The sequence below is a fragment of the Sphingomicrobium arenosum genome (genome assembly GCF_026157085.1).
Lineage (GTDB): Bacteria > Pseudomonadota > Alphaproteobacteria > Sphingomonadales > Sphingomonadaceae > Sphingomicrobium > Sphingomicrobium arenosum.
The window spans coordinates 879713-905763 of sequence record NZ_JANPVN010000001.1 but is presented as its reverse complement, the minus strand read 5'-3'; the positions used below and the strand labels follow the sequence as shown (position 1 = coordinate 905763).

The window sequence follows — 26051 nt, the reverse complement described above, 5'->3', positions numbered from 1 at the left end:
ATTTTGATGCGCCTTTCGCCCCTGCTGATCGCCCTTGGACTGACCGCCTCGACGCTGGCCGGACCGAGCCTTGCGAGCCAGGCGAAGGGCGATGATGCGATCGATGCGCGTTCGGTCGCGCTGGTCGCGCAAGGGAGCGAAGCCCTGGCGGCCGGCGATCTGGTCGCCGCCGACAATGCGTTCGAGACCGCGCTGGTGCTCGATCCGCGCAACCGCGCTGCTTATGTCGCGATGGCGAAGGTGGCGATCGAACAGCAATTGTACGGGCAGGCAATCCGCTTGACGCGCAAGGCGCTGACGATCGAGCCGACCGACCGCGCCGCGCTGGCAGTGCAGGGAGAGGCCTATGCGGCGCTAGGCGCCAATGCGAAGGCCGAGGCCAATCTCGCGCGGCTCGAGCGGATTTGCGCGGCCGACTGCGCCGAACAGGGCGTGATCGAGGCGGCGATCGAGCGCGGGCCCGTCACCGTGATGGCGGCCAATGACAATGACGCCGAGGCGACGACCGACAATTAGAGCGCGCGCGCGAGCTCGACGAATTCGGCGACGCTGACTGTCTCTGCGCGGCGCGTCGGGTCGATGCCCACCGTCTCCAACGCCTCCAAGGCGCCTGGCATGGCTTTCAGCGACTGGCGCAGCATCTTGCGGCGTTGGCCGAAAGCAGCGGCCGTGAGGCGGCTCAATTGCTTTGGATCGACACCCTCGGGCTGGTCGGCGGGCGTGATGTGGATCACCGCCGAGGCGACCTTTGGCGGCGGCACGAAGGCCGAGCGCGACAGTTTCATCGCGATTTGCGGCGTGGAGCGCCACTGGCCCAGCACCGACAGGCGGCCATAAGCGCTGCTGCCCGGCGCCGCGACGATGCGCTGGGCGACCTCGAGCTGGAACATGAGCGTGAGGCTCTGCCAGCGCGGTGGCCAGCAATCGCTCTCGAGCCAATTGGTGAGGAGCTGGGTGCCGATATTGTAGGGGAGGTTGGCGGCGATATGATAGGGGCCGTCCACCTCTTGCGACGGATCGACCTTGAGCGCATCGCCCTCGATCAGTCGCAGGCGGTCGTCATATTCCGCCGCCAATTCGCCGAGCAAGGGATAGCAGCGCCGGTCGCGCTCGACCGCGACGACCGAGGCGCCGGTGTCGAGCAGGGCGCGAGTGAGGCCGCCGGGGCCGGGTCCCACTTCGAAGACGGTGGCACCGTCCATCTTGCCAGGCAGCAGCGCGGCGATGCGCGCGAGGAGCTGGCGGTCGAGAATGAAATTCTGCCCCAAGGCCTTGTCGGCGCGAAGGCCGTGGCGCGCGATCACCTCGCGAAGCGGTTCGACCTCGCTCATGCCGGGGCGGCGATGCGGTGGATGGGGGGATTGCCCTGCGCGGCGCGGTTGGCGGCGGCGGAGGCGGCGAGGCGGATCGCCTCGATCATCGCGCTCGGTTCGGCAACCCCCTTGCCGGCGATGTCGAAGGCGGTGCCATGATCGGGCGAGGTGCGCACGATGGGAAGGCCGAGCGTGATGTTGACGCCCTCGTCGAAATGCAGCGCCTTAAGGGGAATGAGCGCCTGGTCGTGATACATGCACAAGGCGGCGTCATATCGGGCGCGGGCGCGGGGATGGAACATGGTGTCGGCGGGTAGCGGGCCGACGACGTCCCAGCCTTCCTCGCACAGCCGCTCGATGGCGGGGGCGATGATGTCGATTTCTTCGCAGCCGAGCGCGCCATCCTCGCCGGCATGCGGATTGAGGCCCGAGACGGCGAGGCGCGGACGGGCGATGCCGAAATTGCGGATGAGCCCACGCAGTGTGGCCCGCGCGCGCGCCGCGACCAGATCGGTCGAGAGCGCCGCAGGAGCGTCGTCGAGCGGGATGTGCGTGGTGACCGGTACGCAGCGAAGACTGGGCCCGGCCAGCATCATCGCGACATTGGCCTTGGATACGCCGCAGCGCTCGGCGACGAATTCGGTCTGTCCCGGATGGGTGAAGCCGATGCCGTAGAGTTGCGCCTTGGAAACGGGGCCCGTGACGACGGCGGCGGTGGAGCCGGTACGCGCCAGCCCAACGGCGACCTCGAGCGATTGCAAGGCGCAGCGTGCGCCGGCGGGGCTCGGGGTGCCGGGGGTGTCGGGGCGCTCGGCGCGAATGGCGAGCATCGGCAGCGCTTCATCGAAAGCGGCCTCGACCTCGGCAAGGCCATCGACGAGCTTCACTGGGCCGTCCCACACTGCCTCGATCGCCGCCGGGTCGCCGATCGCGACGAAGGGGGCGAGCCCCGCCTCGCGGCGCTGTTCCCATGCGCGCGCCGTGATTTCGGGCCCCACGCCGGCGGGATCGCCGAGCGAGATACCGATCACGGACCCGGTCACGTCAGGGACGATCAGCGATAGTCGATGATGGCGTCGCGGCGCAGGTCGCGCAGGTAACGACGCGCGCGCATCGAAATGCGTTCGTCGCGCTTTTGCTGCTCGATCTGGTCACGGCTCGGCATGCTGACTTGCGGTTCATCGCGCCCGCACAGGACGAGCGCACGCACCGCCTCGGTAAGATCGCCGAAGGGACGGGTCGCCTGGCCGATCTGCATCTCGGCGAGCATCGGCTGCAGCGCGGGCGGCAGGTCGCGCACGACGGTGCCGTCGGCAGTGAGCACCGCGCCCCCGAAATCGGCGGCAAGCTGTTCGGCGCCGCCGCAGCCCTGAACCTCGGCGGCTGCCGCCGCGAAGCGGTCGACCAACGCATTGGCCTCGCCCGTCGTCAGGCCCGCCGGAATCGGTACGGTCACTTGCTTGAGGCTGAGGACCGCGTTGCGCGGATCGGCGGTCAGGATCTGACGCTTGTCCTGAAGCGCGATGATCGAATAGCCGCCGGGAATCTTGATCGGCACGCTGACCGCGCCAGGCTGGAGCTGGGTCACGGCGACGCCAAGCTGCTCGGGCAGCTGTTCGGGACGGACCCAGCCGAGATCGCCGCCGACCGCGGCAGTCGAGGCCTCGGAGAACTGGCGGGCATAGCCGACGAAGGAGCCGCCCTGGCGGATCGCATCGAGGATCTGGACGGCTGTTTCGCGAACCTGCGCGTCATTGGCCGGGGTCGAGGAGAAGAAGATTTCGCCGACGCGATATTCGGTCTGGCCGCGCGCGGCTTCCATCTTGTCGAGGATCGCCTGGATCTCTTCCTCGCCGACGTTGACGTAATCGGCAATCTTCATCTGCTGGAGGCGCTGCCAGGAGATTTCGGCCTGGATCTGGCGGGTAATCGAGCGGATCGAGCTGCCATTCTCGCCGAGAAAAGCCTCGAGCTGGTCGACTTCCATGTCGGCATTGGCCGCAACGCGGGTTAACGCACGCGCGATGTCGGCATTCTCGATGGTGATTTCCTCACCGGCCGCAGCCTGGATCTGCAGCGTTTCGTCGATGAGATTGCGCAGCACCTGCTGCTGGAGAAGGCGATATTCCTCGGCCGAGGGCGCCTGCGAACCGATCAACGTCAGCGCGACGCGCTGGTCGATGTCGGTCTGGGTAATGATCTCGCCGTTGACGATCGCGGTCGCCTTGACGACGGGGGGCAGCGTGTCGCCGAACAGCGTGATGTTCTCGGGCAGTTGCAGCACGCGCGCACTCTGGCCCTCGGGCACATTCTGGGCGCTCAGCGTGGCGGGAAGGGCGGCAAGCGCAAGGCCGCCGGCAACGCCGCAAAGCAGTTTCGAGAAGCTATTCATACCTATTCACCCCAAATCTAACGTCTTGCTTTCGCTTTAATAGTTTCGCCTGAACCCAGGCTTAGCGACCCAACCCCTTGAGATTGAAAATCACCGAGATCGTCGATCCCTTGCGAAATGCCCCGATGCGCTCATAGTCGCGCTTCCACGACAGTCCAAGCTCAATATAATCATCGTCATAGGTGATGCCGAGGCGATGGCGCGCGGGCTCGAAACCGTCGGACAGCGACAAGGGGTCCTCGCCAGCATCGGTGAGGTCGAGCACGGTCGAGCCGAAGATCGAATAATGGTCGGCGAAGTGGAAGCGCCCGGCGAGCCGCAGCTCTTCCTTGTCGCGCAGATCCTCGATCGAAGCGTCGATGTCGCGGTCGAGGCGCAGGTAACCGATGGTGGCATAGGTCTCGATCGAGCCGACGGTAAGGTCGGTCTCGAGACGGCGCGGGGTCAGGTCGTCCTTGTCGAGGCGATAGCGCGCGGTGAGATCGACGAGGCGACCGAAGCGCAGCCGGGTGCGCCCGACGAAGTCGCTCCACTGGTCGGTGAGGCCGGTGCCGTCGGGGAAGATATCGGGCTCGTCGGTGAGGCGATAGCTCTGGCCGATGTTCGAGCGGACCGAGAAATTGGGCCGGTCGAGCAGATATTCCATGCCATAGGTGATGCGGCTGCCATCTTCCCAGCGGTCGTAGCCGGGAAAGCGGTTGAGCGCGAAGAGGTTGCTGTCTTCGAGGTCAATGGCGCGCGCATCCTCGTTAGGAATGTCGAGGTTGGTCGTCGGCGGGGTGAGGACGAGCTGGACACGGGGCACCAGCCGCTGGGTGCCGCCAAAGGCCTCGCCGATGAGCGGCCAGCGCATGTCGGCGGCAAGCGCGCCGATGCCGCGGAAATGCCAGCCGTCCTCGCCGCGATAGACGGGGACCAGCGTCGAGGCGCTGTCATTGGTGTGATAGACATCGCCGCGCGCATAGCCGGTAAGGGTGAGTTCCTGCCCGAGCGCGGTGAGGAGACGCCGATCCCAGCGCGCGAGCGCGAAGGCGCGCTGCGTGTCCTGCCCGTCGCGGCGCAGGATGGCGAGGCTGTTGCCCCTCAGTTCGACGCGCCCGCCCAGGACCGCATCCTCGAGCCGCCAGCGCGCGTCGATGGCGGGCAGGGCGATGGGGAGCTGGTTCTGGACATCGTCGACGCGCAGGCCCTGGAAGGCCCAGCCGGCGATCGAGATATAGCTGTCGGTATCGAGCCGCTCGACCTCGATGACGTTGCGCAGGCGATCATCGCGCGTGAGGTCGAAGCGGCGCGTGACGGTCTTGTCGGTGGCCCAGCGCAGCGAGCCGGTGGCGCGCCAGTAGGGATCGAACTGATAGCGGCCATTGGCCTCGAAATAGCCGCGGAAATTCTCGCCCAGCGTCTCGTTCTCGGCGTCGCGGTCGGGGTTGTCGATGTCGCCATAGGTGGCAAAGCCGCCGACCTGATAGGCGCCCTTGTCGGTGAGGTGGCGCCAACGTGTCGAGAGGCCCGGCAGATTGCCCGAATAGAGATGCGGCGTGACCGTGAGGTCCCGATTGCGCTCGAAACGGAAATAATAAGGCAGCGAGAGTTCGAGCCCGTTGATGCCCGAAATGCTGATGTCGGGGACGAGCGCGCCGGTGACGCCGCCCAATGGCCCTGGATCGCCGACGCCGAAGACGGGCAGGAGCGGCAGGTCGAGCCCGAAGATCTGCAACCGCGCGCCTTCGAAGCGCAGTCGTCCGCTGTCGGCGTCGCGGGTCACGCGCGCCGCGGTGATGCGCCACGGCACGTCGCTGTCGCAGCCATCGGGGCCGGTGGCGGGGCAGGGCGAATAGACCGCGTTGGAGACGATGATGTCGCCATCCTCGCTCGTCCCGCGGTCGCCCGCGATGCGGCCGCCGGTATCGAGCGCGAGGAGGAAATTGTCGATCGCGCCGGTGCGCAATTGCTCGTCGAGCGTGACCTGATCGCCGATCAATCGGTCGCCGGTGGGGGCGAGGAGCACGACATTGCCGCTCGCGGTGACCTCGCCGGTGGCGCGGTTCCAGCGGACCCGGTCGGCGGCGAGATAATAGCCATCGCTGTCGAGGCGCACCGACCCGGTGGCGGTGATGGTCTGCGCCTCGGGATCGTAAATGATCTCGTCGGCGGCAAAGGCGAGATCGTCGATCCCCTCGGGGAGCATGTTGGACGGCGTCGCTTCGGCGACCTGCTCGGGCGTGACTTGCGCGGCAAGCGGGGTCGCGGGCAACAGCATGCCCAGCGCCGTGCCCGTCATCAGGCCGAACCGTGTAAACCTTCCGCTCATCGCGCTGGAGCCTATGCATGGTTGCACGAGGCTGGGCAATGGGCTCGGCAATCCGCCTTTGCCTTTTTCCCGTCGCCCGTTCTAAAGGGCGGCCGAGACAGTCTTACTCCCGAAAAGAGGATATCCAGATGCAGATCCAGTTCGCCACCACCCTCCCCGAGGCCGATCATGCGCTCGTGCTGCCCGCGACGGGCAGCGACGACAGCGCGCTCGCCGACCAGGGGGTGAAGGGCGCGCTGGACAAGCAGCGCTTCTCGGGCAAGCGCGGCAAGGCGGCGACTGCCTGGGTCGGCGAAGATGGCCAGCGCCTGCTCGTCCTCGGCATCGGCGAGGGCGACGGCCTTGACCTCGAAACGCTCGGCGCGACTCTGGTCGCGCAGCTTGCGACCTCGGGCGAAACGCATGCGGTGCTCGACCTGTCGGCGAAGGACATCAAGGCCGATGCCGCCGCGCGTGCCGCGCTGGGCGCTGCGGTCCGGGCGTGGAATTTCGATCATCGCACCAAGAAGAAGGACGAGGAAAAGGTCACGCTCGAGACGCTGACCATCCTCGGCGCGCCCAAGGGGGCGCAAGCGCTGTGGCAGGACCGTTACGAACCGCTGTCCAAGGGCATCGCGCTGACCCGTGAACTGGTCACCGAACCCGCCAACATCATCTACCCCGAAAGCTTCGTCGAGCGCGTGAAGGCGCATGCCGAGGGCACGGGCCTCGTCATCGAGACGCTCGATGAAAAGCAGATGGGCGAACTCGGCATGGGCGCGCTTCTCGGCGTGGCGCAGGGTTCGGTGCGAAAGCCCCGCCTGCTCGTCATGAAGTGGATGGGCGGCGAGGGCGACGACGTGCCGCTGCTGCTCGTCGGCAAGGGCGTCACCTTCGACACCGGCGGCATCTCGATGAAGCAGCCCGCGGGCATGGAGCAGATGAAATGGGACATGGGCGGCGCGGGCGCGGTGTCGGGCGCGATGGTCGCGCTTGCGGCACGCAAGGCCAAGGCCAATGTCGTCGGCATATGCGGGCTCGTCGAGAATATGCCCGACGGCAATGCGCAGCGTCCGGGCGACGTCGTCACGTCCATGTCGGGCCAGACCATCGAGGTCATCAACACCGACGCCGAAGGCCGCCTCGTCCTGTGCGACGCGCTGACCTGGGGGCAGAAGGAATTTTCGCCCAAGACCGTGCTCGACCTTGCCACGCTGACCGGCGCGATGGTCATCAGCCTGGGGCATGAACAGGCAGGCTTCTTCACCAATTCGGACGACCTTGCCGAGGACCTCATGAAGGCGTCGAAGAAGTCGGGCGACAAGCTGTGGCGCCAGCCGCTCGGCGAGGCCTATGACCGCCTGATCGATTCGCCCATCGCCGACATGAAGAATGTCGGCCCGCGCGAAGCCGGATCGATCACTGCCGCGCAATTCCTCCAGCGGTTTATCGAGGACGGCGTCGATTGGGCCCATCTCGACATCGCGGGCATGGCATGGAGCGACAAGGCCGGGGCGACGCGCGACAAGGGCGCGACCGGGTATGGCGTGCGCGTGCTCGACATGTATGTCGCGCGCGAACTCGAGGACTAGGTCTCCTGCGGGTCGATTTCTACCAGCATGGCGGGGGCGTTGCGAACGTCCTCGTCGCGCTCGCCACCAAGCTGATGGGGCAGAGCGAGCGGCTGATCGTCGTCCATGACGATCCGGCCGAACTCGCCAGCCTCGACCGCCGCCTGTGGACCGAGGCGCCCGCCGACAGCTTCCTTGCGCATGGCGTGGTCGATGAAGGCCGCGACAAGGACCAGCCGATCCTGCTGACCGGGCGTACGGTGGCGCCCAATGGCGCGCGCAACATCCTCATCGCCGATGGCGAATGGCGCCCGGCCGCGCTCGATTACGACCGCGCCTTCTTCCTGTTCGACGAGGCGACGATCGCGGGCGCGCGCTCGGCGTGGAAATCCTTGGGTGACAAGCAAGATATTGATCGACATTATTGGGCGCAGGAGGAAGGGCGCTGGGTGCAGAAGGCCTGACCTCGATTTTGAGGGGGAGTTCGACATGCGCATCAAACTGACGACCGGCGTGCTGGCGCTGATGCTGGCGGGTTGTGGCGGCGAGGTTGCGAGCGACGCCGATGAGCAGGGCGCAGCCCCCGCGGCGAGCGCTTCGGGCGATGGGGCAGAGGCCAGCGCGTCCGCCGATGCCGCGAGTGGCAGTCACGAGATGCCCTACGGCTTCACCTCCTATCCCGGTGCGAGCGATTACAGCCGCTGGGATCACAGCCGAGACGGCCATGTCGGGGCGACCATCGACATGGTGTCCGCCGACGCGCCGCAACAGGTGATCGACCATTATGTCGCCGCCGCAGAGGCGCTCGGCATGACCGTGCACAACAATACCATGCTGGGTGAGGATCATTGGTTGACGATCCACCGCGCCGATGGGGAGCAGGCACTCTTGCTCACGGTCGAGCCCAAGAACGGCGGCTCGCAACTGCAATTCGGTTTTTCCAATCTCGAAAGCGAGGAGGCAGCGTGATGCGCGATATCCGAACGATGACCGTAGGCGCGATGGCGCTGGTCCTGGCAGCCTGTGGCAATGACGGCGATGGGGCGAGCGACACCATCATCAGCGATGACGCCGGGCGCGCGATCGAGAATGTCGCCAAGGCCGATGTCAGCGGCGGCATGGGGAGCGGCGCGTTGCAATCGGACCTGCCCGATCATGTCCCCGCCTATCCCGGCGCCCGGGTCGAAGGCGACATGACGATTTCCAGCGGCGACAAGGGCGCGCGCAATGTGCAGATGCTGAGCGACGACAGCATCGACGATATCCTCGATTTCTACGAAGAGCGGGCGAAGGCCGCCGGTTACGAGGTCGAGCGCACGCGGCTGACGGGGGACGTCGGCATGGGAAGCCTGTCGGTGAAGACCGGCGAGGGCTCGCTCGACGGCTATGCGGTCCAGGTGTTCGCCAATGACGATGGCAAGAGCGGCATCACGCTGATGCTCGGCCAAGGGCGCTAGTCGGGAGGCAAAGCGTCGGCCAAGCCACTTGCGGTTACGGTCCACTGCGGCTAGGGGCGCGCGCAACACCCCAAGCCATTAGTGGAGACTTTTCATGGCCGTGACCCGTACCTTCTCGATCATCAAGCCCGACGCCACCCGCCGCAACCTGACCGGCGCGGTCACCAAGAAGCTGGAAGAAGCCGGCCTTCGCGTCGTCGCGTCCAAGCGCATCCACATGACAAAGGAACAGGCCGAGGGCTTCTACGCCGTCCACGCCGAGCGCCCCTTCTTTGGTGAACTGGTCGAGTTCATGATGTCGGAGCCGGTCGTCGTGCAGGTCCTCGAGGGCGAAGACGCCGTCAAGCGCAACCGCGACATCATGGGCGCCACCAACCCGGCCGACGCCGATGAAGGCACCATCCGCAAGGAATATGCGCTGTCGATCGGCGAAAACAGCGTCCACGGTTCGGACAGCGACGAAAATGCCGCGATCGAGATCGCTTACTTCTTCAACGACGACGAGATCGTCGGCTAAGCGAACTGCTCTAGCGAATTGCAAAGGGCCGTCGGGGAGACCCGGCGGCCTTTTTCTTTGCGGCGGGAATGGGGTGGGAAGCGGACATGTGCAGCCCCCATCCTACTCCTCTGAAACGACTTCAGTGGCAAGGTACTCTGATCGCATCGTCCGGATCGCTTCGGGTATATGCTTTTCGCTTGGTTGCACTCCTAAGAAGTCACTGACCACACGCCAGCCTTCGGAAGTCTTAGTAAGCACCATTAAATTTGAGCCAAGCCGCTCCTGCATTGCACCCCGATCCTTAACCACAGACCATGTTTTGTACGTCATGAGCGCGGTGTTCTCATATTGATGTATCGTCACGTCGAAGATTTCGCGCTTCACTGGCGCTTCGAGGCCGTTGTCTGTCTGACGGGTCGTAAGCCCCTGAAAGCCGATGGGGTGACCGTCAATTCCATGATAGAAATAGCCAGGCGCGACATATTCCGCTCGGCGAGCATCACGCTCTTCTACTGTGTCAAAGTGCTGCTGAGCGGCCATAGCGTAGCTCATGATCACCTGAAGGGCTTCGGGATCCAGGTCATGCGACCCTGACACCGACACTCCAGGAGGCACTTGGTCCTGTGCGAACGATTGAGAGGGCAGTGCAAATGCCATTGCCACGAAAATCAGCCCAGTAGCTTCTAAAACTTTCATGCCCCTTCCCCTAAATTGAATATCCACAAAGATGGATATCTATAACATACGTCAATTTAGAAACGGTGACGAAGTCCATTGAACGTCCGCAATCGGGTCGTTAGCCACCCGTCCGCTCCTGGCACAGCGCCAGTTCCGTGAAAGCGACGTCAGAGGGGTGGTTAGCGGACATCAAGCCAGCAGAAGCCGCACGCTGTCTTTATGTGCGTGAAAAACGTCGATGAGCCAATCGAAGACCGTGTCGCCTCTGCCCTGCCGAGCAGTTTTCAACTCTGCTTGGACCATTTCTCGGTTTGACGGATGACAGAGCGACAGGCGCTTCTCTAATTGCCGCACCGTTTCAGGATAGCCAAGATTGGCACGAGAAACGTCCGAGCGAACCCACCTGAGCGTGAATCCGTTTTCCGGGACGCCGCCATGTTCACCACACAAGACGTCATCCAAGGCATCAAGATTCCGGCCCCAGTCGCCAAGAGCCATCGACCTGCTAATTTGATCATAGAAGGCTTCAAGCGACGTGATCGAAGCCCCGTCGAGAACGTATTCTTCTGTCATGCGCCCAGAATAGAGCGTGCGCGAATGTCCGCAACGGGGTCGTTAGCCGTCATTTGCGGTGAAGGCTTCCCAATAGCGTCGATGATCCTATCTGCGAGGAAAGGGAGGGTCTCATGGCTGTCAAAATCGATCATTTGACCATCGCCAATCGCGATCGCGCGGCGGCGGATCGGCATTACGGGATCCTGTTGCCACTCGTTGGGTTCGAGCAGCGCAAGGCGGGGATCTGGACCGACGGGGCGGGATTCTGGATCCAGCTCATCACCGCCAAGGCCGGGACGGGGCCCTATGAGCGCTATGGCGCGGGACTCAATCACTGGGGGCTGGCGATGGAGAGCCGCGAGGCGGTGCAGGCGCTTCGCGAAGCGTTGATCGCGGCGGGGATCGACGCGCAGCCGCTGCAGGAGCTCGGCGGGGCGACCGCGCTGTTCCTGCCCGATCCCGATGGACTGCGCGCCGAATTCACCTTTTATCCCGATGGGATGGACCCGGTCGGCTGACGCCAAGGAACGCGGCGCCGTCTCCTGCCGTTCAGCGGGGAAAGGAGACGCGCATGGTGAAGGTGCTGGCGATCTGTGGATCGCTTCGGGAAAAGAGTTTCAACAAGGCGGTGCTGGAGGCGGCGGCCGAACTGGCGCCCGAGGGGATGGAGATCGAGATCTTCGTCCCGGGCAAGGTCGAACTGTTCAACGAGGAACTGGAAAAGGACCCGCCCTTTGGCGCCGCCGAGATGATCGAGAAGGCCAAGGGCGCCGACGCGATCCTGATCGGCAATCCCGAATATAATCACTCGCTCTCGGGCGTCTTGAAGAATGCGCTCGACTGGCTCAGCCGTCCGAGTGCGGGGCAGCCGCTGAAGGACAAGGCGGCGATGAGCGTCGGCGCCTCGCCCGGTCCGGTCGGCACCGCGCGCGCCCACGTGCATCTGCGCGTCATCGCCTGGACCATCGGCATGCGGCTGTGGCCGGGGCCCGAGGTGCTGGTCGGAAACTGCAAGGACAAGATCGAGGACGGCAAGCTGACCGACGAGGACAGCCGCAAGTTCCTCCAGAAGTCGCTCGGCGCCTTTGCCGATTGGATCGAACGCTTGGGCTAGCGCGCGACGAAGCGGGCGAGGGCTTGTGGATAGAGTTCGTGTTCGCGTTCCAATACCTTGGCCTCGAGACTTGAGACGGTATCGAGGGGCGACACGTCCACTCTCGCCTGCGCGACAACCTCGCCCGCGTCCAGTTCCTCGGTGACGACATGCACCGAGCAGCCGTGCTCCTTGTCGCCCGCATCGAGGCAGCGCTGGTGCGTGTCGAGGCCCTTATATTTGGGCAGGAGCGAGGGGTGGATGTTGAGCATGCGGCCTGCAAAGCGGCGGATGAACTCGGGGCCGAGGATGCGCATGAAGCCCGCCAGCGCGATGGTGCCCGCGCCGCTCTCCTTGAGCCGATCGCCGAGCCGCTGGTCATAGGCGGCGCGGTCCTGCCCGCGGCTGTCCTCGCTCCACGTCGTGATGCCGCGTTGCTCGGCCCATATGAGGCCCGCGGCGGCGGGGCGGTTGGAAGCGACGAGGACGACTTCATAGCCGTCCGCCTGCCGCACCAGTTCGCGCATGTTCGAGCCGCGCCCCGAAATGAGGATCGCGACCTTTCTGGGGTCAGGCGTCATGGGTCGCCGACCAGCCTTCGCCGGTGACGGTGCAGCCGCGCGCGCCCTTGCGCACCTCGCCGATCCGGAAGGTCTCGATCCCCTCGCGCCCGAGGTGGAGCGCGAGCGCCTCGGCCTCTTCGGCGGGGACGATGGCGACCATGCCGATGCCGCAGTTGAAAGTGCGCGCCATCTCGGCCTCCGCGACCGCGCCGCCCTGTTGCAGCATGGTGAAGAGCGCGGGGCGCTCCCACGCGGTCATGTCGACATGCGCATGGCAGCCCTCGGGCAGCGAGCGCGGGATGTTTTCGAGCAGGCCGCCGCCGGTGATGTGCGCGAGCGCATGGATGCGGTTGTCGCGCAGGGGCCCAAGCAGCGGGCGGACGTAGATTTGCGTCGGGGCGAGCAGCGCTTCGCTCAAGGTCCGGCCATCGCCCGGCACGGCCATGTCGAGGCTCCAGCCCTCGCGCTCGATGATGCGGCGCACGAGCGAAAAGCCGTTCGAATGCACACCATTGGAGGCGAGGCCGAGGAGCACGTCGCCCGGTGCGACCTTGGAGGCGTCGAGCAATTGCCCGCGCTCGACCGCGCCGACACAGAAGCCCGCGAGGTCGTAATCGCCGCCTTCGTACATGCCCGGCATCTCCGCGGTTTCGCCGCCGATCAGCGCGCAGCCCGATAGCTGGCAGCCCTCGGCGATCGAGGCGACGACCTGCGTGGCGACCTCATTGTCGAGTTTGCCGGTGGCATAATAGTCGAGGAAGAAGAGCGGTTCGGCGCCCTGCACAATGAGGTCGTTGACGCACATGGCGACGAGGTCGATGCCGACGTAGCGGTGGATGCCGGTGTCGATGGCGAGTTTGAGCTTGGTGCCGACGCCGTCGTTCGCCGCGACCAGCAAGGGGTCCTCGAACCCCGCGGCCTTCAGATCGAACACCCCGCCGAACCCGCCCAATGCGGCGTCGGCGCCGGGGCGGGCGGTCATGCGGGCGAGGGGGGCGATGGTCTTGACGAGGGCGTTGCCCGCCTCGATCGAGACGCCCGCTTCTTCGTAGGAGAGGCCGGTCTTGTCGTTCATGTGCGCTTGCTAACCAGATGAGGCTTGGAAATCCACGCCCAAATCGCCACAAGGGCCATCCTATGAGCCTTCGCCGTCTTCTCCTCCTCCTCGTGCCCCTCGTTCTCGGCGCCGGCTATGCCGCCGCGCAGATGGAGGATGGCGACCGCGGCATCCTGCCGCGCGACACCGCGCAGGTGCTCGAAGTGACCGGGATCGAAGTCGATGTGGCGGGCGAGACGCCGCAGGACGCGCGCTTCAATGGCTGGCGCATCGCCCAGCGCGAGGGCTGGCGGCGTTTGTGGGCGCAGACTACTAACCGGCCCGCCGCACAGGCACCGCGACTGTCCGATGGCACGCTCGACCAGCTCGTCAGCGCAGTAGTGGTGGAGCGCGAGCAGATCGGTCCGGCGCGCTATATCGCCACGTTGGGCATCCAGTTCGACCGCGCCCGCACCGGCGAACGGCTCGGCCTGTCGGGAGGGCAGCAACGCTCGGCCCCGATGCTGCTGATCCCGGTGACGGTGAGCGGCGGCACGGCGACGAGCGTGGAGACGCGCAACGACTGGCAGCGCGCCTGGGCCTTCTTCCGCACTGGCGACACGCCGATCGACTATGTCCGCGTCTCGGGTCTTGGGGTCGATCCGCTGCTCGTCAATGCCGCCGTGACGCGCCGTCCGGGCGCCGAATGGTGGACCAATGTCGCCGACCTCTATGGCGCGAGTAATATCCTCATCGCCGAAGTCACGCTGCATCGCCTCTATCCCGGCGGTCCTGCCGAAGGGCGGTTCGTCGCGCGTGTCGGGCGCGGCCGCACCCCGGTCGGCAGCTTCACACTGCGTGCCGCCAATTCGGAAGCGATTCCGGCGATGATGAGCCAAGGGGCCGAGCGCATGGACGAATTGTTCGCGCGCGCCTTCCGCGCCGGAGACCTCGGCCCCGACCGCGCGCTGGTCGTCAAGCAGGCGCCGCCGCCGGTCGAGGAGCTCGAGGAGGTCGTCCAGGCCGTCTCGACCTACCAGATGCGGATTTATGCGGCCAATGGCGGCGACCTGCAGGGCGCGCTCGGCGCGCTGCGCGGGACCGCGGGGGTCGAGGGCGTGACCGAGCAGAGCCTCGCCGCCGGCGCGATTTCCAACGTGCTCGTCACCTATCGCGGCGATGTGAACAGCCTGCGCGCCTCGCTGCTCGCGCGGGGCTGGTATTCGACCTATGTCGCAGGCGTGCTGCAAATCCAGCGGCAGGCCATCAATCGACCCGCGCCGAGCCCGCAGCCCGCGCCGCCGCCGCCCGCGCCGGTGACGGAGGGTGACGACGGGTGAGCCCGCCCGCGCAATTCGCCCTTCCGCTCGACTGGCCGCAGGATAACGGAGCGGTCGCCTTTCTCACTGGCGAGGCCAATCGCGACGCGGTCGCCGGGCTGGCAGGCTGGCGCGACTGGCCGGTGCGCGCCGCCATCCTGACCGGGCCGCGCCGCTCGGGGCGCAGCCTGCTCGCGCGCACTTTTGCGCGGCAGGTCGGGGCGCGGGTGTTCGACGATGCGCAGGATCATGACGAGGAAGCGCTTTTCCACGCCTGGAACCGGGCGCAGGAGGAAGATCGGCCGTTGCTGCTGGTGGCCGACGAAGTGCCGCCGCATTGGACGCCCGAGCTGCCCGACCTCGTCACTCGTCTCGGCGCCTCGCCGATCTTGCGAATAGGCGACCCCGACGACCAGCTGCTGGCCGACCTCTTCGCGTTGCATTTCGAGGCGCGCGGGTTGCATCTGCCGCCGGAGGCGCAGGCCTATCTGGTCGCACGCGCGCCGCGCAGCTATTGGGATGCCGAATGCCTCGTCGAGGCGATCGACCGCTTCGCCATCGCCGAGCGCGCGCGGATCAGCGTGCCGACCATCCGGCGCGCCTTGGAAGCAAGGGGACAGGCGGCATGAGCGAGGCCGATCCGATTGGCGACACGTCGCAAAGCGGGACCTTGACGCCCAAGGCCATGCTCGAGGCCATCGGCACAGACCGTTTCTTCAATCGCGAACTGTCGTGGCTCGCCTTCAATCGCCGCGTGCTCGAAGAAGCCGCCAACCCGGCGCATCCGCTCCTCGAGCGCCTGCGCTTCCTTTCGATCGCGGGCTCGAACCTCGATGAATTCTTCATGGTGCGCGTCGCTGGCCTCAAGGGGCAGCAATTGCAGGGCATCGAGGAATATTCGATCGACGGGCGCACGCCGGGGCAGCAATTGGACGAGATCGCCAAGGCCGCCGATGACCTCACCGCCGAGGCGCAGGCGCTGTGGATCGACCTGCGCGCCCGGCTCGAGGAGGCGGGGCTCGATGTCATCCACCGCGAGGAATTGACCGAGGCGGAAAGCGACTATCTCGCCCATCGCTTCGACGAGGAAATCCTGCCCGTCGTCACCCCGCAAGTGGTCGACGGGGTCAATCCCTTTCCCTTCGTGCCCAATGCGGGGTTCGGCCTGATCTTCGACCTTTACGATCCGCAGACCGACGAGGAACTGGTCGAGCTGCTGATGATCCCGCCCTCACTACCGCGCTTTATCGAACTGCCGCGTGCGGAAGAGATGGAAGGCACGCGGGTAATCGCCATCGAGAGCGTGATCCGCGAGTTCTTCGACAAGCTGTTCCCCGGGTTCGAGAAGCGCAGCGCGGGTGCGTTCCGCGTGCTGCGCGACAGCGACATCGAGGTCGAGGAAGAGGCGGAGGATCTCGTCCTTACCTATCGCTCGGCGATCAAGCGGCGGCGGCGTGGGCGGATCATCCGTCTCGAACTGGCCGCCGACACGCCCGATGACCTCGAGGACGTGGTGCGCGAGGGCCTTGAGGCCGACAATGCGCTAATCGTCGAAACCTCGGGCATGATCGGCATGGCCGACCTTGCCCAGATCGTCGACGTCGAACGGCCCGACCTCAAGTTCGAGCCCTACAATCCCCGTTTCCCCGAGCGCATCAAGGAATATGGCGGCGACTGTTTCGCCGCGATCCGCGCCAAGGACATTGTCGTCCACCACCCCTATGAGACCTTCGACGTGGTGGTGAGCTTCCTGCGCCAGGCGGCGCAGGATCCCGATGTGGTGGCGATCAAGATGGCGCTCTATCGCGCCGGCAAGCAATCCGAGATCATCGAGGCGCTGGCGACCGCGGCCGAGGCGGGCAAGTCGGTCACCGCCGTGGTGGAATTGAAGGCGCGTTTCGACGAGGAGCAGAACATCCTGTGGGCGGCGCGATTGGAGCGCGCGGGCGTACAGGTCGTCTATGGCTTCTTCGAGTGGAAGACCCACGCCAAGGTCGCGATGGTGGTGCGCCGCGAAGGCGACAAGATGCGCACCTATACCCATTGGGGCACGGGCAATTATCACCCCGTCACGAGCCGCATCTATACCGACCTGTCCTTCTTCACCGCCTCGACCCGCGCGGCGCGCGATGCGGCCAAGATGTTCAACCTCGTCACCGGTTTCGTGCGCCCGCGCGGGCTCGAACTGGCGACCTTCAGCCCGGCGAACCTGCGGGCGCGCATCCTCAAGCTGATCGACCGCGAGATCGAGCATGCCAAGGCCGGAAGGCCCGCGGCGATCTGGGCCAAGATGAACCAGCTGGTCGATCGCGAGGTGATCGACCGCCTTTATCTTGCCAGCATGGCGGGGGTGTCGATCGAGCTCGTCGTGCGCGGTATCTGCTGTCTCAGGCCCGGGGTCGAGGGATTGAGCGAGAATATCCGCGTGAAATCGATCGTCGGGCGCTTCCTCGAGCATAGCCGTATCTTCGTCTGCGCCAATGGCGAGCGCCTGCCGCATGACAAGGCGAAGGTCTTCATCTCCTCGGCCGACTGGATGCCGCGCAATTTCGACCGCCGCGTCGAATATTTGATGCCGCTCGAGAACCCGACGGTGCATGCGCAGGTTCTGGAACAGGTGATGATCGCGAACCTCATCGATAACGAGCAGAGCTGGGTGCTCGGCCCCGATGGTGCCTATGAACGGCTGAAGCCCGGCAAGCGCCATTTCAACTGCCACCATTATTTCATGACCAACCCGTCCTTGTCGGGTCGCGGCGCGGCGCTCGCGGGCAAGAAGATCCCCAAGCTGAAACTGACCCAGCGCGGCGGATGATCGGCAGTCTCGCCTTCGGCCCGGTCGGCATCATCGACATCGGCTCCAACTCGGTCCGGCTCGTCGTCTATGGCGGCAATGCGCGCAGCCCCTCGATTCTGTTCAACGAAAAGGTGATGGCGGGCCTTGGGCGCAGCCTCGGCGCCGACGGGGCGATGGACGAGGAAGCAATGGCCGAGGCCTTGGACGCGCTCGCCCGCTTTCGCGCCATCGCCAGGCTGATGAAGGTAAAGCGGCTGCGCACGGTGGCGACGGCGGCGGTGCGCGATGCCTCGAATGGCGACGACTTCCTCTACGCCTGCGCCAAGATGGGGCTGAAGCCTGCTTTATTGTCGGGCGAAGAGGAGGCGACCGCCTCGGCTTTGGGCGTCATCAGCGCCATTCCCTGGGCCAAGGGCGTCGTCGCCGATCTTGGCGGCGGCAGTCTCGAACTCGCCGGGGTCGCTCGCGGCCATGTCGGCGCGGTGTCCTCCGAACCCATTGGCGTGCTGCGCGTGGGCGATCCGCCCGATGTCGCGCTCATCGCCGAAAAGCTCGCCCATGCGCTCGACGGCGGCCAGCTCGCACGCGCGGCAAAGGGCGAGGGACTTTATCTCGTCGGCGGCAGTTTTCGCGCCATCGCCCAGCTCGATATGCGCTCCGCTCATCATCCGCTTCCCATCGCGCACCAGCATCGGCTCGATCCGGCGCGGCTGCCCGAACTGGCGGCGCTGGTCGAGGCATGGGGTCCGGAAAGGCTGCGCTCGGACGCGCTCATCTCCAGCCAGCGCGTGCCGCATCTGCCGGCCGCCATCGCGATCCTTGGCGAATTGGTGCGTCTGCTGGAGCCCAAGACGATCACCATCAGCGCCGATGGACTGCGCGAAGGGCTGCTCTACCAGGACTTGCCGGAGGCCGAGCGGGCGCACGATCCGCTGCTCGCCGCCGCACTCGAGGTCGGGCGGCAGCTGGGACGCTTTGGCGATCTGGGCGCCTTGCTCGACCAATGGATCGCACCGCTATTTACCGAGGACGGGCCGCATAAGGCGCGCCTCAGGCTGGCGACCTGTTTGCTCGGCGATATCGCGTGGAACGCGCATCCCGATTATCGCGCCGAACGCGCGGTGGACCTTGCGCTTCATGGCAATTGGGTGGGGGTGGATGCCAAGGGCCGCGCGCTGATCGGGCGCGCCTTGTTCACGGCTTTCGGCGGCAATGGCGATTTCGACCCCAAGGTCGCGGCGCTGCTGAGCGAGAAGAACCTTGTCCGGGCAGAGGGCTGGGGGCGCGCGATCCGCCTCGCCATGCGGCTGTCGGGCGGTACCGAGAAGGTGCTGCGCCAATCCTCGCTGCGCCGCGAGGGCGAGATGCTCGTCCTGCGCCTGCCCGAGGCACAATATCGGCTCTATGGTCAGGCCGTGCAAAAACGCCACGACCAGCTGGCCGCGGCGCTTTCGCTGCAATCTTCGGTGCGGTTCGCCTGAGCGCGGCCTAGCCGCAACGAATGTCGATGATCATATTCTGGTCGTCGAGCATGGCCATGACGCGCTCGGGGACCGGATCGTAGGTCATGCCGTCATTGCGGCGCCACTGGAACAGCCCCGCGCCGGTCGCGTCGATGATGTCGTCGGCGACCTGCTGGCTCGCGGGCTGGCCGATGAAGGCGTCATAAGCGACATTGGTGCAGATGTTCGACATGGGGCCCGGTCGATCGATCCGGGCATAATCGTCATCATAGGGATATTGGACGCAGGCAGCGAGGCTGACGGCGGCGGTTGCGGGCAGGATCCATTTCATCACGCTTCCCCCTGTTGGCGGGCCCGGGTGGGAGGAGATGGACCCGCTTGGCTTAACCTGTTTTAGTCATCTTGAGCTTGCCATTTTCCGTGGCGAAAGCCAAGCGGCCTTCCACGAGGTCGAGCGCGTCGCGCCCGAATTCCTCGAACCGCCAGCCCGACAGGATGTCCAGACCCTCGCGTTCGCCCGCCGCGAGCAGTTCCAATTCCTGCGCCCGCGCGATGAGGCGCGGCGCGACGCCGGCCTCCTTCGAGCGGATTTTCAGGAGCAATTTCAACAGGTCGCTGACGAGGCTCGCATCCTTGGTAAGCCCGGGGCGGCGCTGCGGTTTGGCCGGCATTTCCTCGTTGGGAAGCGGTTCGGCGCTCTCGATCGCGTCCATCAGCCGCGCGCCGATCTCATTGTCGCGCCAGCCCTTGGAGAGGCCGCGCACCTTGACGAGGTCTTCCTGACGCCTGGGCGGATGATTGGCCAGTTCACCCAGCGTGTCGTCCTTGACGATTCGCCCGCGCGGCAAGTCCTTGCCCCGGGCCTCGCGTTCACGCCAGGCAGCGAGCGCCTTCAGGCGGCCGAGGACGTCGGGCTTGCGGCTCGGGAGTTTGATGCGCTTCCACGCATCTTCGGGATCGAAGGCGAAGGAGGAAGGATCGGCGAGCCGCGCCATCTCCTCGTCGAGCCAGCCGCCGCGGCCGGTCTCGACCAGCTTTTCGAGCAGCGTCGGGAAGATTTCGGCGAGATGCGTCACATCGGCGATGGCGTAGTCGATCTGGCGCTTGTCGAGGGGGCGGCGCGACCAGTCGGTGAAGCGTGCGCCCTTGTCGAGCTGATGGCCCAAGGTGGCGGCAACGAGGTTGGCGTAGCCGACCTGTTCGCCATAACCGAGCGCCATGGCCGCGATCTGCGTGTCGAACAGCGGGGTCGGCACCTTGCCGGTGATATTGTGGAAAATCTCGAGGTCCTGCCCACCGGCATGAAAGACCTTCAACACCTCCTCATTATCGACGAGGAGGTCGAGGAGCGGCCCCATGTCGATGCCGTCGGCCAGCGGATCGATGGCGGCTGCTTCCTTGCCGTCCGAAATCTGGATCAGGCAGAGGATCGGCCAATAGGTGTTCTCGCGCATGAATTCGGTATCGACGACGACGAAGTCGGCGCTTTCCATGCGGGAGACGAGTTGTGCGAGTTCCGCGCTGTCGCGGATGAGATCATGGATTTTCATAGTTGGAAAAGCGCCCTAGCCGAAGTGTCGCGCCTTGACAAAGACAAGCTGCAAGGCGAGGTGCTGCACCCGAAAGCGGGGGCCTTCCCGCACCACTCAAATTTCCCGGATCGATCATGCACGCTTACCGCTCCCACAATTGCGCCGCCCTCAACAAGGACCATGTCGGCGAGACCGTCCGCCTGTCGGGCTGGGTCCACCGCAAGCGCGACCATGGGGGCGTGCTGTTCGTCGATCTTCGCGACCATTACGGCTTGACCCAGATCGTCGCCGACGAGGACAGCCCGGCGCTTCCGATCCTAGACAAGCTCAAGCTCGAAAGCGTCGTCACCATCGACGGCGAAGTGAAGGCGCGCAGCGAGGGCACGGTCAACGATCGCCTGCCGACCGGCGCCATCGAGGTGTTCGCGCGCGGCGTGACGGTGCAATCGGAAGCCGCCGAGCTTCCCATGCCGGTCGCGGGCGAACAGGAATATCCCGAGGAAATCCGCCTCAAATATCGCTATCTCGACCTGCGCCGCGAGCGCGTTCACAACAATATCATGCTGCGCTCGAAGGTGATCTCGAGCCTGCGCCGCCGCATGCAGGACCAGGGCTTCACCGAATTCCAGACGCCGATCCTCGGCGCCTCGAGCCCCGAGGGCGCGCGCGATTATCTGGTGCCCTCGCGCCTCCATCCGGGCCGCTTCTATGCGCTCCCGCAGGCGCCGCAGATGTTCAAGCAGCTGCTCATGGTCTCGGGCTTCGACCGCTATTTCCAGATCGCGCCCTGTTTCCGCGACGAGGATCTGCGCGCCGACCGTTCCCCCGAATTCTACCAGCTCGACTTCGAAATGAGCTTCGTCACGCAGGAAGACGTCTTCCAGGCGCTGGAGCCCGTGCTCGCGGGGGTGTTCGAGGAATTTGCGGACGGCAAGAGCGTCACGCCCGCCGGTGAATTTCCGCGCATTCCCTATCGCGAGGCGATGCTGAAATATGGGTCGGACAAGCCTGACCTTCGCAATCCCATCGTCATCAGCGACGTCGGTGCGCATTTCGAAGGCTCGGGCTTCGGGCTGTTCGCCAACCTCGTTTCGCAGGGCAAGAAGGTCCGCGCGATCCCCGCACCGGGCACCGCCGAAAAGAGCCGCAAGTTCTTCGACGAGATGAATGACTGGGCGCGCAGCGAAGGCTTCCCGGGCCTCGGCTATGCCACCCGCAAGGGCGGCGAATGGGGCGGTCCCATTGCCAAGAACCACGGGCCCGACAAGATGGACAAGCTGGCCGACGAACTCGGCCTCGGCCCCGATGACGGCATCTTCTTCGCCGCGGGCGAGGAAAAGGACGCCGCCAAGCTGGCGGGCGCGGCGCGCACCCGCGTCGGCGAGAGCCTCGGCCTCATCGAGGAAGGCTGTTTCAAATTCTGCTGGATCGTCGATTTCCCGATGTACGAATATGACGAGGCGCAGCAGAAGGTCGACTTTTCGCACAACCCCTTCTCGATGCCGCAGGGCGAAATGGATGCGCTGGAAAACAAGGATCCGCTCGACATCCTTGCCTGGCAGTATGACATCGTCTGCAACGGTTACGAGCTGAGCTCGGGCGCGATCCGGAACCACCGCCCCGACATCATGTACAAGGCGTTCGAGATCGCCGGCTACACCAAGGCCGATGTCGACGAGAATTTCTCGGGGATGATCGAGGCGTTCAAACTGGGCGCGCCGCCGCATGGCGGTTCGGCGCCGGGCATCGACCGCATCGTCATGCTGCTCGCCGACGAGCCCAATATCCGCGAGGTCATCACCTTCCCGATGAACCAGCGCGCGCAGGACCTGATGATGGGCGCGCCGAGCCTCGTCACCGACCGCCAGCTCGAGGAGCTGTCGATCGCGGTGACCGCCGAGCCCGAGGATGAGGCCGTCGAGCCTGCGCCCGAGACCCTTGTCGAAGAGCGCTGATACGGCTTAAAGACCGTATCGTCCCATATTGGGAACGGCTCGTCGGACCATCGATTTGCCGTTTCCGTTAATGCGCGTTAACTCCTGTGACGTGCCGATCGAATTAACAGAAGGCGAACCGGGGGCGGTGAACGAGGGTCTGGCAGGCGAAAGCCTCGAAGACCTTCGTGCGCGGCTCAAGGGCTTGCAACTGCGCCAGCTGGTACATCGCCAGCGGCTCATCCTGCTCGTCGAGGGGTGGGAAGCCAGCGGCAAGCGCTCCTTCCTGCGACAAGTGATGGGCGGGCTCGACCCATGCGCGGCTGATTGTCATTGCCTCGAGCCGCAACCGATCGGCAGCGAGGATCGGCACTGGCTCGCCAAATATTGGAACGGCCTGCCGGGGGCGGGACAATCCAGCCTCTTCTATCGCAGCTGGTATCGCAGCCTCGTCGACGAACGCGTGCTCCGCGGCATGGATGACAAGCATTGGTCGCGCGGATGCGACGAGATCAACGAATTCGAAGCGCAGCAACGCGACCATGACACGACCATCGTCAAGCTGTTCTTCCATTGCTCCGCTAGCGCGCTCGACCAGCGCCTTGCCCAGCGTCGCGCCGATCCATGGGAACGCCAGCTGATCCGCGAGGCCGAGGAATTGGCGCGCGACCGGCGCGACGACTATGTAGCGGCTTGGAATGTCGCCTTCGAGGAAACCGACATGCGCTGGGCGCCGTGGCGCCTCGTCGATGCCGAGGATGTCGGTCGAGGGGTGCATTCGGCGCTGGCGCACCTCGTGGCCGAGCTCGACCGCGCGCTGCCCGCCGATCCGCCCGCGACCGAGGGCGAGCATGAGGTGATCGACTTTCCCGGCAAGGCGCTGCGCTGAGCGGCAAGCATCGCAAGAAGGGCGAGTTGCCCGAAAAGACCTGCGCCAGCTGCGGACGCCCGTTCGCGTGGCGCAAGAAGTGGGCGAAGGTCTGGGACGAGGTGAAATATTGCTCCGACCGCTGCCGGGGCAACAAGTCTCAAGCCTCGGGGTAGGCGATCTTCTCGATCTCGTAGAACATCTCGCCGGCAGGAAGCCGCACCCCGCGTTCGTCGCCGACGCGGGCGCCGATGATGGCGCGGGCGATGGGGGAGGACCAGCCGACGCGCCCATCGCCCGCCTCGGCCTCGTCATCGCCGACGATGGTGAGGATGCGGCTGCGCTCGTCTTCGTCGACCAGCGTCACGGTCGCGCCGAAACGGACCTCGTCGCGTCGCTCGGCGCGTGACGGATCGACGACCTTGGCGTTCTTCATGACCTTCGAGAGGTAACCCAGCCGCCGGTCGATCTCGCGCAATTTCTTGCGGCCGTAGATGTAATCGCCATTTTCCGAGCGATCGCCATTGCCCGCCGCCCAGCTGATCGTCTCGACCAGCTTGGGGCGCTCGGTGCCGAACAGCTGCTCATATTCCTCGCGGATACGCGCAAACCCCTGCGGGGTGATATAGCGCGGGCGGCCCTTCCCCCCGCCGCTCATCAGCCGGGCTGGCCCGGCTTGCCGAGGTGGCGCGAGACATGGACCGTGCCATAGGCAGGCACATAGGGGTTCAGGCGGTCGTAGACGGCGGCATTTTCGATCACGCGCTGCACATAGCTGCGGGTTTCGCCAAAGGGAATGCGTTCGATCCACGCCAGCTGATCGACCCCCGGATTGCGCGGGTCGCCATAGCGGCGGACCCATTTCATGGCATTGCCATGACCCGCGTTGTAGCTGGCGGCGGCGAGCATGATCGCGCCGTCCCAATTCCTGAGGCGGAGCGCCAGATAGTCGCTGCCGAGGCGCACGTTATAGGCGGGATCCTGCGTCAGGCGGGCGTAGCTGTAGGGCAGCCCAGAACGACGCGCCTGGTCGCGCGCCGTGGCGGGAAGCAGCTGCATCATGCCATGCGCATTGGCGTGGCTGACCGCCGAGCGGTCGAACGAGCTTTCCTGCCGGGTGATGCCATGGGCATAGCTCCATAGCTGACCGCCGGGCGCCCCTTGCGGATGCGTCGGCCAGGCCGAGCGATAGTAAAAGAGCGAACCGTTGTTGCGCGCGATACGCGCGACCCAGACGCCGAGGTCGGGACGATCGACGGTCTCGGCATAACGCGAGGCGAGAATGCGTTCGGACTCGGTCTCGAGGCTCTCGGCCAGCGCGCGGACCATCAGCGTCTGCTCGTCGCGGCTGTTGGCGAGGCGGCCGATGGCCGAGACGATGGGGCGCGCGTAAAATTCGGCGCTGACCGCCGGATCGACCTGCGTGGGCAGGGGCGGGGGCGCCGGGATTTCGCGGCCCAGTCGTTCGAGCGCGAGCTGGCCGTAGAAGAGCTCGGGGCTCTGCGCGGCACGTTCGAACAGGCCATTCGCGCGGCCCATGTCGCCGGTCTCGGCGGCAGTCCGTCCGGCCCAGTAGAGACCCTTGGATTCGACCTGGAGCGAGCGGCCCCCGCCCGAATAGAGTTCGAACATGGTGCTGGCGGCAGCGGGGCGGCGCAGGCGATCGCGCGCCACGGTGCCGGCCAGCCAAGCCAGGTCGGTGTATTTGTCGCGCACGCCGAAGGGCTGCAGCGTCTTGTCGTCGCCCGGCACGAACGCGTCTTCGAGCTGGCGCGCGATGTTGAAGGCGGTGGAATAGTCCCCGCGTTCCTCCGCGCCTTGGGCGGCGAGGAGCAGCATTTCGAACCATTTGTCGATGTCGGTCGGACGGGTGGTGAAATTATGGGGCTGGGCCAGCAGCGCCTGCGCCGCAGTCTCGTTGTTGTAGAGACGATAATAGCGCGCCCGGTCCATCAGCAGGCCGGCATGATCGTCGAGCCGATCCTCGACGCGCGCGAATTTCTGATTGGCATCGCCCGCCCCCTGCTGGAGCGCAACGCGCGCCTCGGCGATGGCGCGCTCGTCGGCGGGCAGGAGCGAGAGATAGGCAGAAGCGCGGCTCGCCTGCTTGTCGAACAACAAGGCATCGACGCGGCGGGCGTGATCGCTCGCGGTGAGGCGCGACCAATATTGGGCGCGAATGAGCGCTTCGTCCTCGGAGGACAGATCGGCGCTGACCCAGGCCGAACGGGCCGCGGCCATCGCCTCGATGCCGCGACCCTGCCGGTCATAGGCATAGGCAAGCCGCGTCCAGCCCTTGGCGGTACGCGGCGGTGCACTGCGGAAGAATTCGATCACGGTCGCATCGGGCGCGCCGGCGTGGATCGCGGCCTCGGCGCGGGCGCGGATGACATTGGCCTCGGGCCAGTCGGGATAGGCGATGGCAAAGCGCGCGGCGCGCTCGAACGAGGGCCGATTATCGCGCCGCAACTGACGCCATTCGCCGATCGCGGCGTCGATGACGGCAACGCTGGGGCGTGACTGCGCGGCGACGGCCACGCTCGCGGCTTGGGTCTCGGGCCGAACGGATTGTTCGACGACCGAAGAGGCCGCCATGCCCGACAGGGCGGCGACGGCGGCGAAAAGGGCGGGCTTCCTCATACTGGACATGCTAGGCAAAGGCTTCTTATCAGACGCTGAACATTACACCCT

The 26051-nt window shown here is 65.7% G+C and carries 27 protein-coding genes; 15 read left to right on the top strand and 12 right to left on the bottom strand.

Annotation, left to right across the window (positions count from 1 at the left end; translation table 11 throughout):
* The first annotated feature begins 6 nt into the window (after nucleotides 1-6).
* The gene (locus tag NUW51_RS04285; protein ID WP_265563098.1) at nucleotides 7-516 is read left to right on the top strand and encodes a hypothetical protein; all 510 of its coding nucleotides are present in this window, start codon (nucleotides 7-9) and stop codon (nucleotides 514-516) included.
* On the opposite strand, the gene rsmA is transcribed toward NUW51_RS04285, so the two are convergent.
* From rsmA to NUW51_RS04265, 4 genes are all read right to left on the bottom strand, one after another.
* Nucleotides 513-1331, bottom strand: a complete 819-nt coding sequence (rsmA, locus tag NUW51_RS04280; RefSeq protein WP_265563095.1) for a 16S rRNA (adenine(1518)-N(6)/adenine(1519)-N(6))-dimethyltransferase RsmA — start codon at nucleotides 1329-1331, stop codon at nucleotides 513-515. The genes NUW51_RS04285 and rsmA overlap by 4 nt on opposite strands.
* Complete coding sequence (pdxA, locus tag NUW51_RS04275) at nucleotides 1328-2356, bottom strand: 4-hydroxythreonine-4-phosphate dehydrogenase PdxA (RefSeq protein WP_265563094.1); 1029 nt, start codon at nucleotides 2354-2356, stop codon at nucleotides 1328-1330. Before pdxA ends, rsmA begins: the two co-directional genes overlap by 4 nt.
* An 11-nt stretch (nucleotides 2357-2367) precedes the next feature.
* A complete protein-coding gene (locus tag NUW51_RS04270) occupies nucleotides 2368-3705 on the bottom strand; it encodes a peptidylprolyl isomerase (protein WP_265563092.1) in 1338 nt (445 codons plus the stop codon).
* 61 nt (nucleotides 3706-3766) lie between these two features.
* A complete protein-coding gene (locus NUW51_RS04265; protein WP_265563090.1) occupies nucleotides 3767-6016 on the bottom strand; it encodes an LPS-assembly protein LptD in 2250 nt (749 codons plus the stop codon).
* Nucleotides 6017-6144: 128 nt separating this feature from the next.
* Here NUW51_RS04265 and NUW51_RS04260 point away from each other — a divergent pair, with 128 nt between their 5' ends.
* The 5 genes from NUW51_RS04260 (at nucleotide 6145) to ndk (ending at nucleotide 9540) form a co-directional block, all read left to right on the top strand.
* Nucleotides 6145-7587 (top strand): leucyl aminopeptidase, encoded by a 1443-nt coding sequence (locus NUW51_RS04260; RefSeq protein WP_265563088.1) that lies wholly within the window; start codon nucleotides 6145-6147, stop codon nucleotides 7585-7587.
* Nucleotides 7491-8030, top strand: coding sequence for a DNA polymerase III subunit chi (locus tag NUW51_RS04255; protein WP_265563086.1), 540 nt, complete (start codon nucleotides 7491-7493; stop codon nucleotides 8028-8030). Before NUW51_RS04260 ends, NUW51_RS04255 begins: the two co-directional genes overlap by 97 nt.
* A 25-nt stretch (nucleotides 8031-8055) precedes the next feature.
* A complete protein-coding gene (locus NUW51_RS04250) occupies nucleotides 8056-8535 on the top strand; it encodes a hypothetical protein (protein ID WP_265563083.1) in 480 nt (159 codons plus the stop codon).
* Nucleotides 8535-9023 (top strand): hypothetical protein, encoded by a 489-nt coding sequence (locus NUW51_RS04245; protein ID WP_265563081.1) that lies wholly within the window; start codon nucleotides 8535-8537, stop codon nucleotides 9021-9023. The genes NUW51_RS04250 and NUW51_RS04245 overlap by 1 nt, the downstream gene beginning before the upstream one ends.
* A gap of 94 nt (nucleotides 9024-9117) precedes the next feature.
* On the top strand, nucleotides 9118-9540 hold the full coding sequence (ndk, locus tag NUW51_RS04240; RefSeq protein ID WP_265563078.1) for a nucleoside-diphosphate kinase: 423 nt from the start codon (nucleotides 9118-9120) through the stop codon (nucleotides 9538-9540).
* Between the two features lie 102 nt (nucleotides 9541-9642).
* On the opposite strand, the gene NUW51_RS04235 is transcribed toward ndk, so the two are convergent.
* Both NUW51_RS04235 and NUW51_RS04230 read right to left on the bottom strand, forming a co-directional pair.
* Nucleotides 9643-10218, bottom strand: a complete 576-nt coding sequence (locus NUW51_RS04235) for a hypothetical protein (protein WP_265563076.1) — start codon at nucleotides 10216-10218, stop codon at nucleotides 9643-9645.
* A gap of 171 nt (nucleotides 10219-10389) precedes the next feature.
* On the bottom strand, nucleotides 10390-10773 hold the full coding sequence (locus NUW51_RS04230; RefSeq protein WP_265563074.1) for a barstar family protein: 384 nt from the start codon (nucleotides 10771-10773) through the stop codon (nucleotides 10390-10392).
* 113 nt (nucleotides 10774-10886) lie between these two features.
* Here NUW51_RS04230 and NUW51_RS04225 point away from each other — a divergent pair, with 113 nt between their 5' ends.
* Nucleotides 10887-11273 (top strand): VOC family protein, encoded by a 387-nt coding sequence (locus NUW51_RS04225; protein WP_265563072.1) that lies wholly within the window; start codon nucleotides 10887-10889, stop codon nucleotides 11271-11273.
* Between the two features lie 53 nt (nucleotides 11274-11326).
* Nucleotides 11327-11869, top strand: coding sequence for an NADPH-dependent FMN reductase (locus NUW51_RS04220; protein WP_265563070.1), 543 nt, complete (start codon nucleotides 11327-11329; stop codon nucleotides 11867-11869).
* Here NUW51_RS04220 and purN read toward each other — a convergent pair.
* Entirely contained in the window at nucleotides 11866-12429 is a 564-nt protein-coding gene (gene purN / locus NUW51_RS04215; protein ID WP_265563068.1) for a phosphoribosylglycinamide formyltransferase, read from the bottom strand. The genes NUW51_RS04220 and purN overlap by 4 nt on opposite strands.
* Nucleotides 12419-13486 (bottom strand): phosphoribosylformylglycinamidine cyclo-ligase, encoded by a 1068-nt coding sequence (gene purM / locus NUW51_RS04210; RefSeq protein ID WP_265563066.1) that lies wholly within the window; start codon nucleotides 13484-13486, stop codon nucleotides 12419-12421. Before purM ends, purN begins: the two co-directional genes overlap by 11 nt.
* Before the next feature lie 62 nt (nucleotides 13487-13548).
* Here purM and NUW51_RS04205 point away from each other — a divergent pair, with 62 nt between their 5' ends.
* From NUW51_RS04205 to NUW51_RS04190, 4 genes are read left to right on the top strand one after another with little or no spacing between them, the layout of a single operon-like run.
* Complete coding sequence (locus tag NUW51_RS04205) at nucleotides 13549-14787, top strand: heavy-metal-associated domain-containing protein (RefSeq protein WP_265563064.1); 1239 nt, start codon at nucleotides 13549-13551, stop codon at nucleotides 14785-14787.
* The gene (locus NUW51_RS04200) at nucleotides 14784-15395 is read left to right on the top strand and encodes an HdaA/DnaA family protein (protein WP_265563062.1); all 612 of its coding nucleotides are present in this window, start codon (nucleotides 14784-14786) and stop codon (nucleotides 15393-15395) included. Before NUW51_RS04205 ends, NUW51_RS04200 begins: the two co-directional genes overlap by 4 nt.
* A complete protein-coding gene (locus tag NUW51_RS04195; RefSeq protein ID WP_407696318.1) occupies nucleotides 15392-17581 on the top strand; it encodes an RNA degradosome polyphosphate kinase in 2190 nt (729 codons plus the stop codon). The genes NUW51_RS04200 and NUW51_RS04195 overlap by 4 nt, the downstream gene beginning before the upstream one ends.
* Complete coding sequence (locus tag NUW51_RS04190; RefSeq protein ID WP_265563060.1) at nucleotides 17578-19044, top strand: Ppx/GppA phosphatase family protein; 1467 nt, start codon at nucleotides 17578-17580, stop codon at nucleotides 19042-19044. The genes NUW51_RS04195 and NUW51_RS04190 overlap by 4 nt, the downstream gene beginning before the upstream one ends.
* A 7-nt stretch (nucleotides 19045-19051) precedes the next feature.
* On the opposite strand, the gene NUW51_RS04185 is transcribed toward NUW51_RS04190, so the two are convergent.
* Both NUW51_RS04185 and rnd read right to left on the bottom strand, forming a co-directional pair.
* Entirely contained in the window at nucleotides 19052-19357 is a 306-nt protein-coding gene (locus tag NUW51_RS04185) for a hypothetical protein (protein ID WP_265563058.1), read from the bottom strand.
* A 52-nt stretch (nucleotides 19358-19409) separates the two neighbouring features.
* On the bottom strand, nucleotides 19410-20576 hold the full coding sequence (gene rnd, locus NUW51_RS04180) for a ribonuclease D (protein WP_265563056.1): 1167 nt from the start codon (nucleotides 20574-20576) through the stop codon (nucleotides 19410-19412).
* 116 nt (nucleotides 20577-20692) lie between these two features.
* Between rnd and aspS the strand changes: the two genes are divergently transcribed.
* The 3 genes from aspS to NUW51_RS04165 all read left to right on the top strand — a co-directional run bounded on the left by aspS (nucleotide 20693) and on the right by NUW51_RS04165 (nucleotide 23536).
* Nucleotides 20693-22513, top strand: coding sequence for an aspartate--tRNA ligase (aspS, locus tag NUW51_RS04175; protein ID WP_265563054.1), 1821 nt, complete (start codon nucleotides 20693-20695; stop codon nucleotides 22511-22513).
* Between the two features lie 127 nt (nucleotides 22514-22640).
* Nucleotides 22641-23381, top strand: a complete 741-nt coding sequence (locus NUW51_RS04170; RefSeq protein ID WP_265563052.1) for a polyphosphate kinase 2 family protein — start codon at nucleotides 22641-22643, stop codon at nucleotides 23379-23381.
* Nucleotides 23382-23407: 26 nt separating this feature from the next.
* A complete protein-coding gene (locus NUW51_RS04165; protein ID WP_407696316.1) occupies nucleotides 23408-23536 on the top strand; it encodes a DUF2256 domain-containing protein in 129 nt (42 codons plus the stop codon).
* Here the strand turns inward: NUW51_RS04165 and greB are convergent.
* Together greB and NUW51_RS04155 are read right to left on the bottom strand one after the other, a co-directional pair.
* Entirely contained in the window at nucleotides 23521-24018 is a 498-nt protein-coding gene (greB, locus tag NUW51_RS04160; protein ID WP_265563050.1) for a transcription elongation factor GreB, read from the bottom strand. The two genes, NUW51_RS04165 and greB, sit on opposite strands and share 16 nt — an antisense overlap.
* On the bottom strand, nucleotides 24018-26000 hold the full coding sequence (locus tag NUW51_RS04155) for a lytic transglycosylase domain-containing protein (RefSeq protein ID WP_265563048.1): 1983 nt from the start codon (nucleotides 25998-26000) through the stop codon (nucleotides 24018-24020). The genes greB and NUW51_RS04155 overlap by 1 nt, the downstream gene beginning before the upstream one ends.
* Nucleotides 26001-26051 lie beyond the last annotated feature (51 nt).

What these genes read in the sequence shown, in the direction of transcription:
- NUW51_RS04205 (WP_265563064.1), top strand. Translation starts at nt 13,549, where the DNA reads ATGAGCCTTCGCCGTCTTCTCCTCCTCCTCGTGCCCCTCGTTCTCGGC.
- purM (WP_265563066.1), bottom strand. Translation starts at nt 13,486, where the DNA reads ATGAACGACAAGACCGGCCTCTCCTACGAAGAAGCGGGCGTCTCGATC.
- NUW51_RS04190 (WP_265563060.1), top strand. Translation starts at nt 17,578, where the DNA reads ATGATCGGCAGTCTCGCCTTCGGCCCGGTCGGCATCATCGACATCGGC.
- NUW51_RS04155 (WP_265563048.1), bottom strand. Translation starts at nt 26,000, where the DNA reads ATGAGGAAGCCCGCCCTTTTCGCCGCCGTCGCCGCCCTGTCGGGCATG.
- NUW51_RS04195 (WP_407696318.1), top strand. Translation starts at nt 15,392, where the DNA reads ATGAGCGAGGCCGATCCGATTGGCGACACGTCGCAAAGCGGGACCTTG.
- ndk (WP_265563078.1), top strand. Translation starts at nt 9,118, where the DNA reads ATGGCCGTGACCCGTACCTTCTCGATCATCAAGCCCGACGCCACCCGC.
- NUW51_RS04285 (WP_265563098.1), top strand. Translation starts at nt 7, where the DNA reads ATGCGCCTTTCGCCCCTGCTGATCGCCCTTGGACTGACCGCCTCGACG.
- NUW51_RS04260 (WP_265563088.1), top strand. Translation starts at nt 6,145, where the DNA reads ATGCAGATCCAGTTCGCCACCACCCTCCCCGAGGCCGATCATGCGCTC.
- NUW51_RS04185 (WP_265563058.1), bottom strand. Translation starts at nt 19,357, where the DNA reads ATGAAATGGATCCTGCCCGCAACCGCCGCCGTCAGCCTCGCTGCCTGC.
- rnd (WP_265563056.1), bottom strand. Translation starts at nt 20,576, where the DNA reads ATGAAAATCCATGATCTCATCCGCGACAGCGCGGAACTCGCACAACTC.
- aspS (WP_265563054.1), top strand. Translation starts at nt 20,693, where the DNA reads ATGCACGCTTACCGCTCCCACAATTGCGCCGCCCTCAACAAGGACCAT.
- NUW51_RS04220 (WP_265563070.1), top strand. Translation starts at nt 11,327, where the DNA reads ATGGTGAAGGTGCTGGCGATCTGTGGATCGCTTCGGGAAAAGAGTTTC.
- rsmA (WP_265563095.1), bottom strand. Translation starts at nt 1,331, where the DNA reads ATGAGCGAGGTCGAACCGCTTCGCGAGGTGATCGCGCGCCACGGCCTT.
- NUW51_RS04245 (WP_265563081.1), top strand. Translation starts at nt 8,535, where the DNA reads ATGCGCGATATCCGAACGATGACCGTAGGCGCGATGGCGCTGGTCCTG.
- NUW51_RS04265 (WP_265563090.1), bottom strand. Translation starts at nt 6,016, where the DNA reads ATGAGCGGAAGGTTTACACGGTTCGGCCTGATGACGGGCACGGCGCTG.
- NUW51_RS04235 (WP_265563076.1), bottom strand. Translation starts at nt 10,218, where the DNA reads ATGAAAGTTTTAGAAGCTACTGGGCTGATTTTCGTGGCAATGGCATTT.
- NUW51_RS04230 (WP_265563074.1), bottom strand. Translation starts at nt 10,773, where the DNA reads ATGACAGAAGAATACGTTCTCGACGGGGCTTCGATCACGTCGCTTGAA.
- NUW51_RS04255 (WP_265563086.1), top strand. Translation starts at nt 7,491, where the DNA reads ATGGAGCGACAAGGCCGGGGCGACGCGCGACAAGGGCGCGACCGGGTA.
- NUW51_RS04250 (WP_265563083.1), top strand. Translation starts at nt 8,056, where the DNA reads ATGCGCATCAAACTGACGACCGGCGTGCTGGCGCTGATGCTGGCGGGT.
- purN (WP_265563068.1), bottom strand. Translation starts at nt 12,429, where the DNA reads ATGACGCCTGACCCCAGAAAGGTCGCGATCCTCATTTCGGGGCGCGGC.
- greB (WP_265563050.1), bottom strand. Translation starts at nt 24,018, where the DNA reads ATGAGCGGCGGGGGGAAGGGCCGCCCGCGCTATATCACCCCGCAGGGG.
- NUW51_RS04225 (WP_265563072.1), top strand. Translation starts at nt 10,887, where the DNA reads ATGGCTGTCAAAATCGATCATTTGACCATCGCCAATCGCGATCGCGCG.
- NUW51_RS04270 (WP_265563092.1), bottom strand. Translation starts at nt 3,705, where the DNA reads ATGAATAGCTTCTCGAAACTGCTTTGCGGCGTTGCCGGCGGCCTTGCG.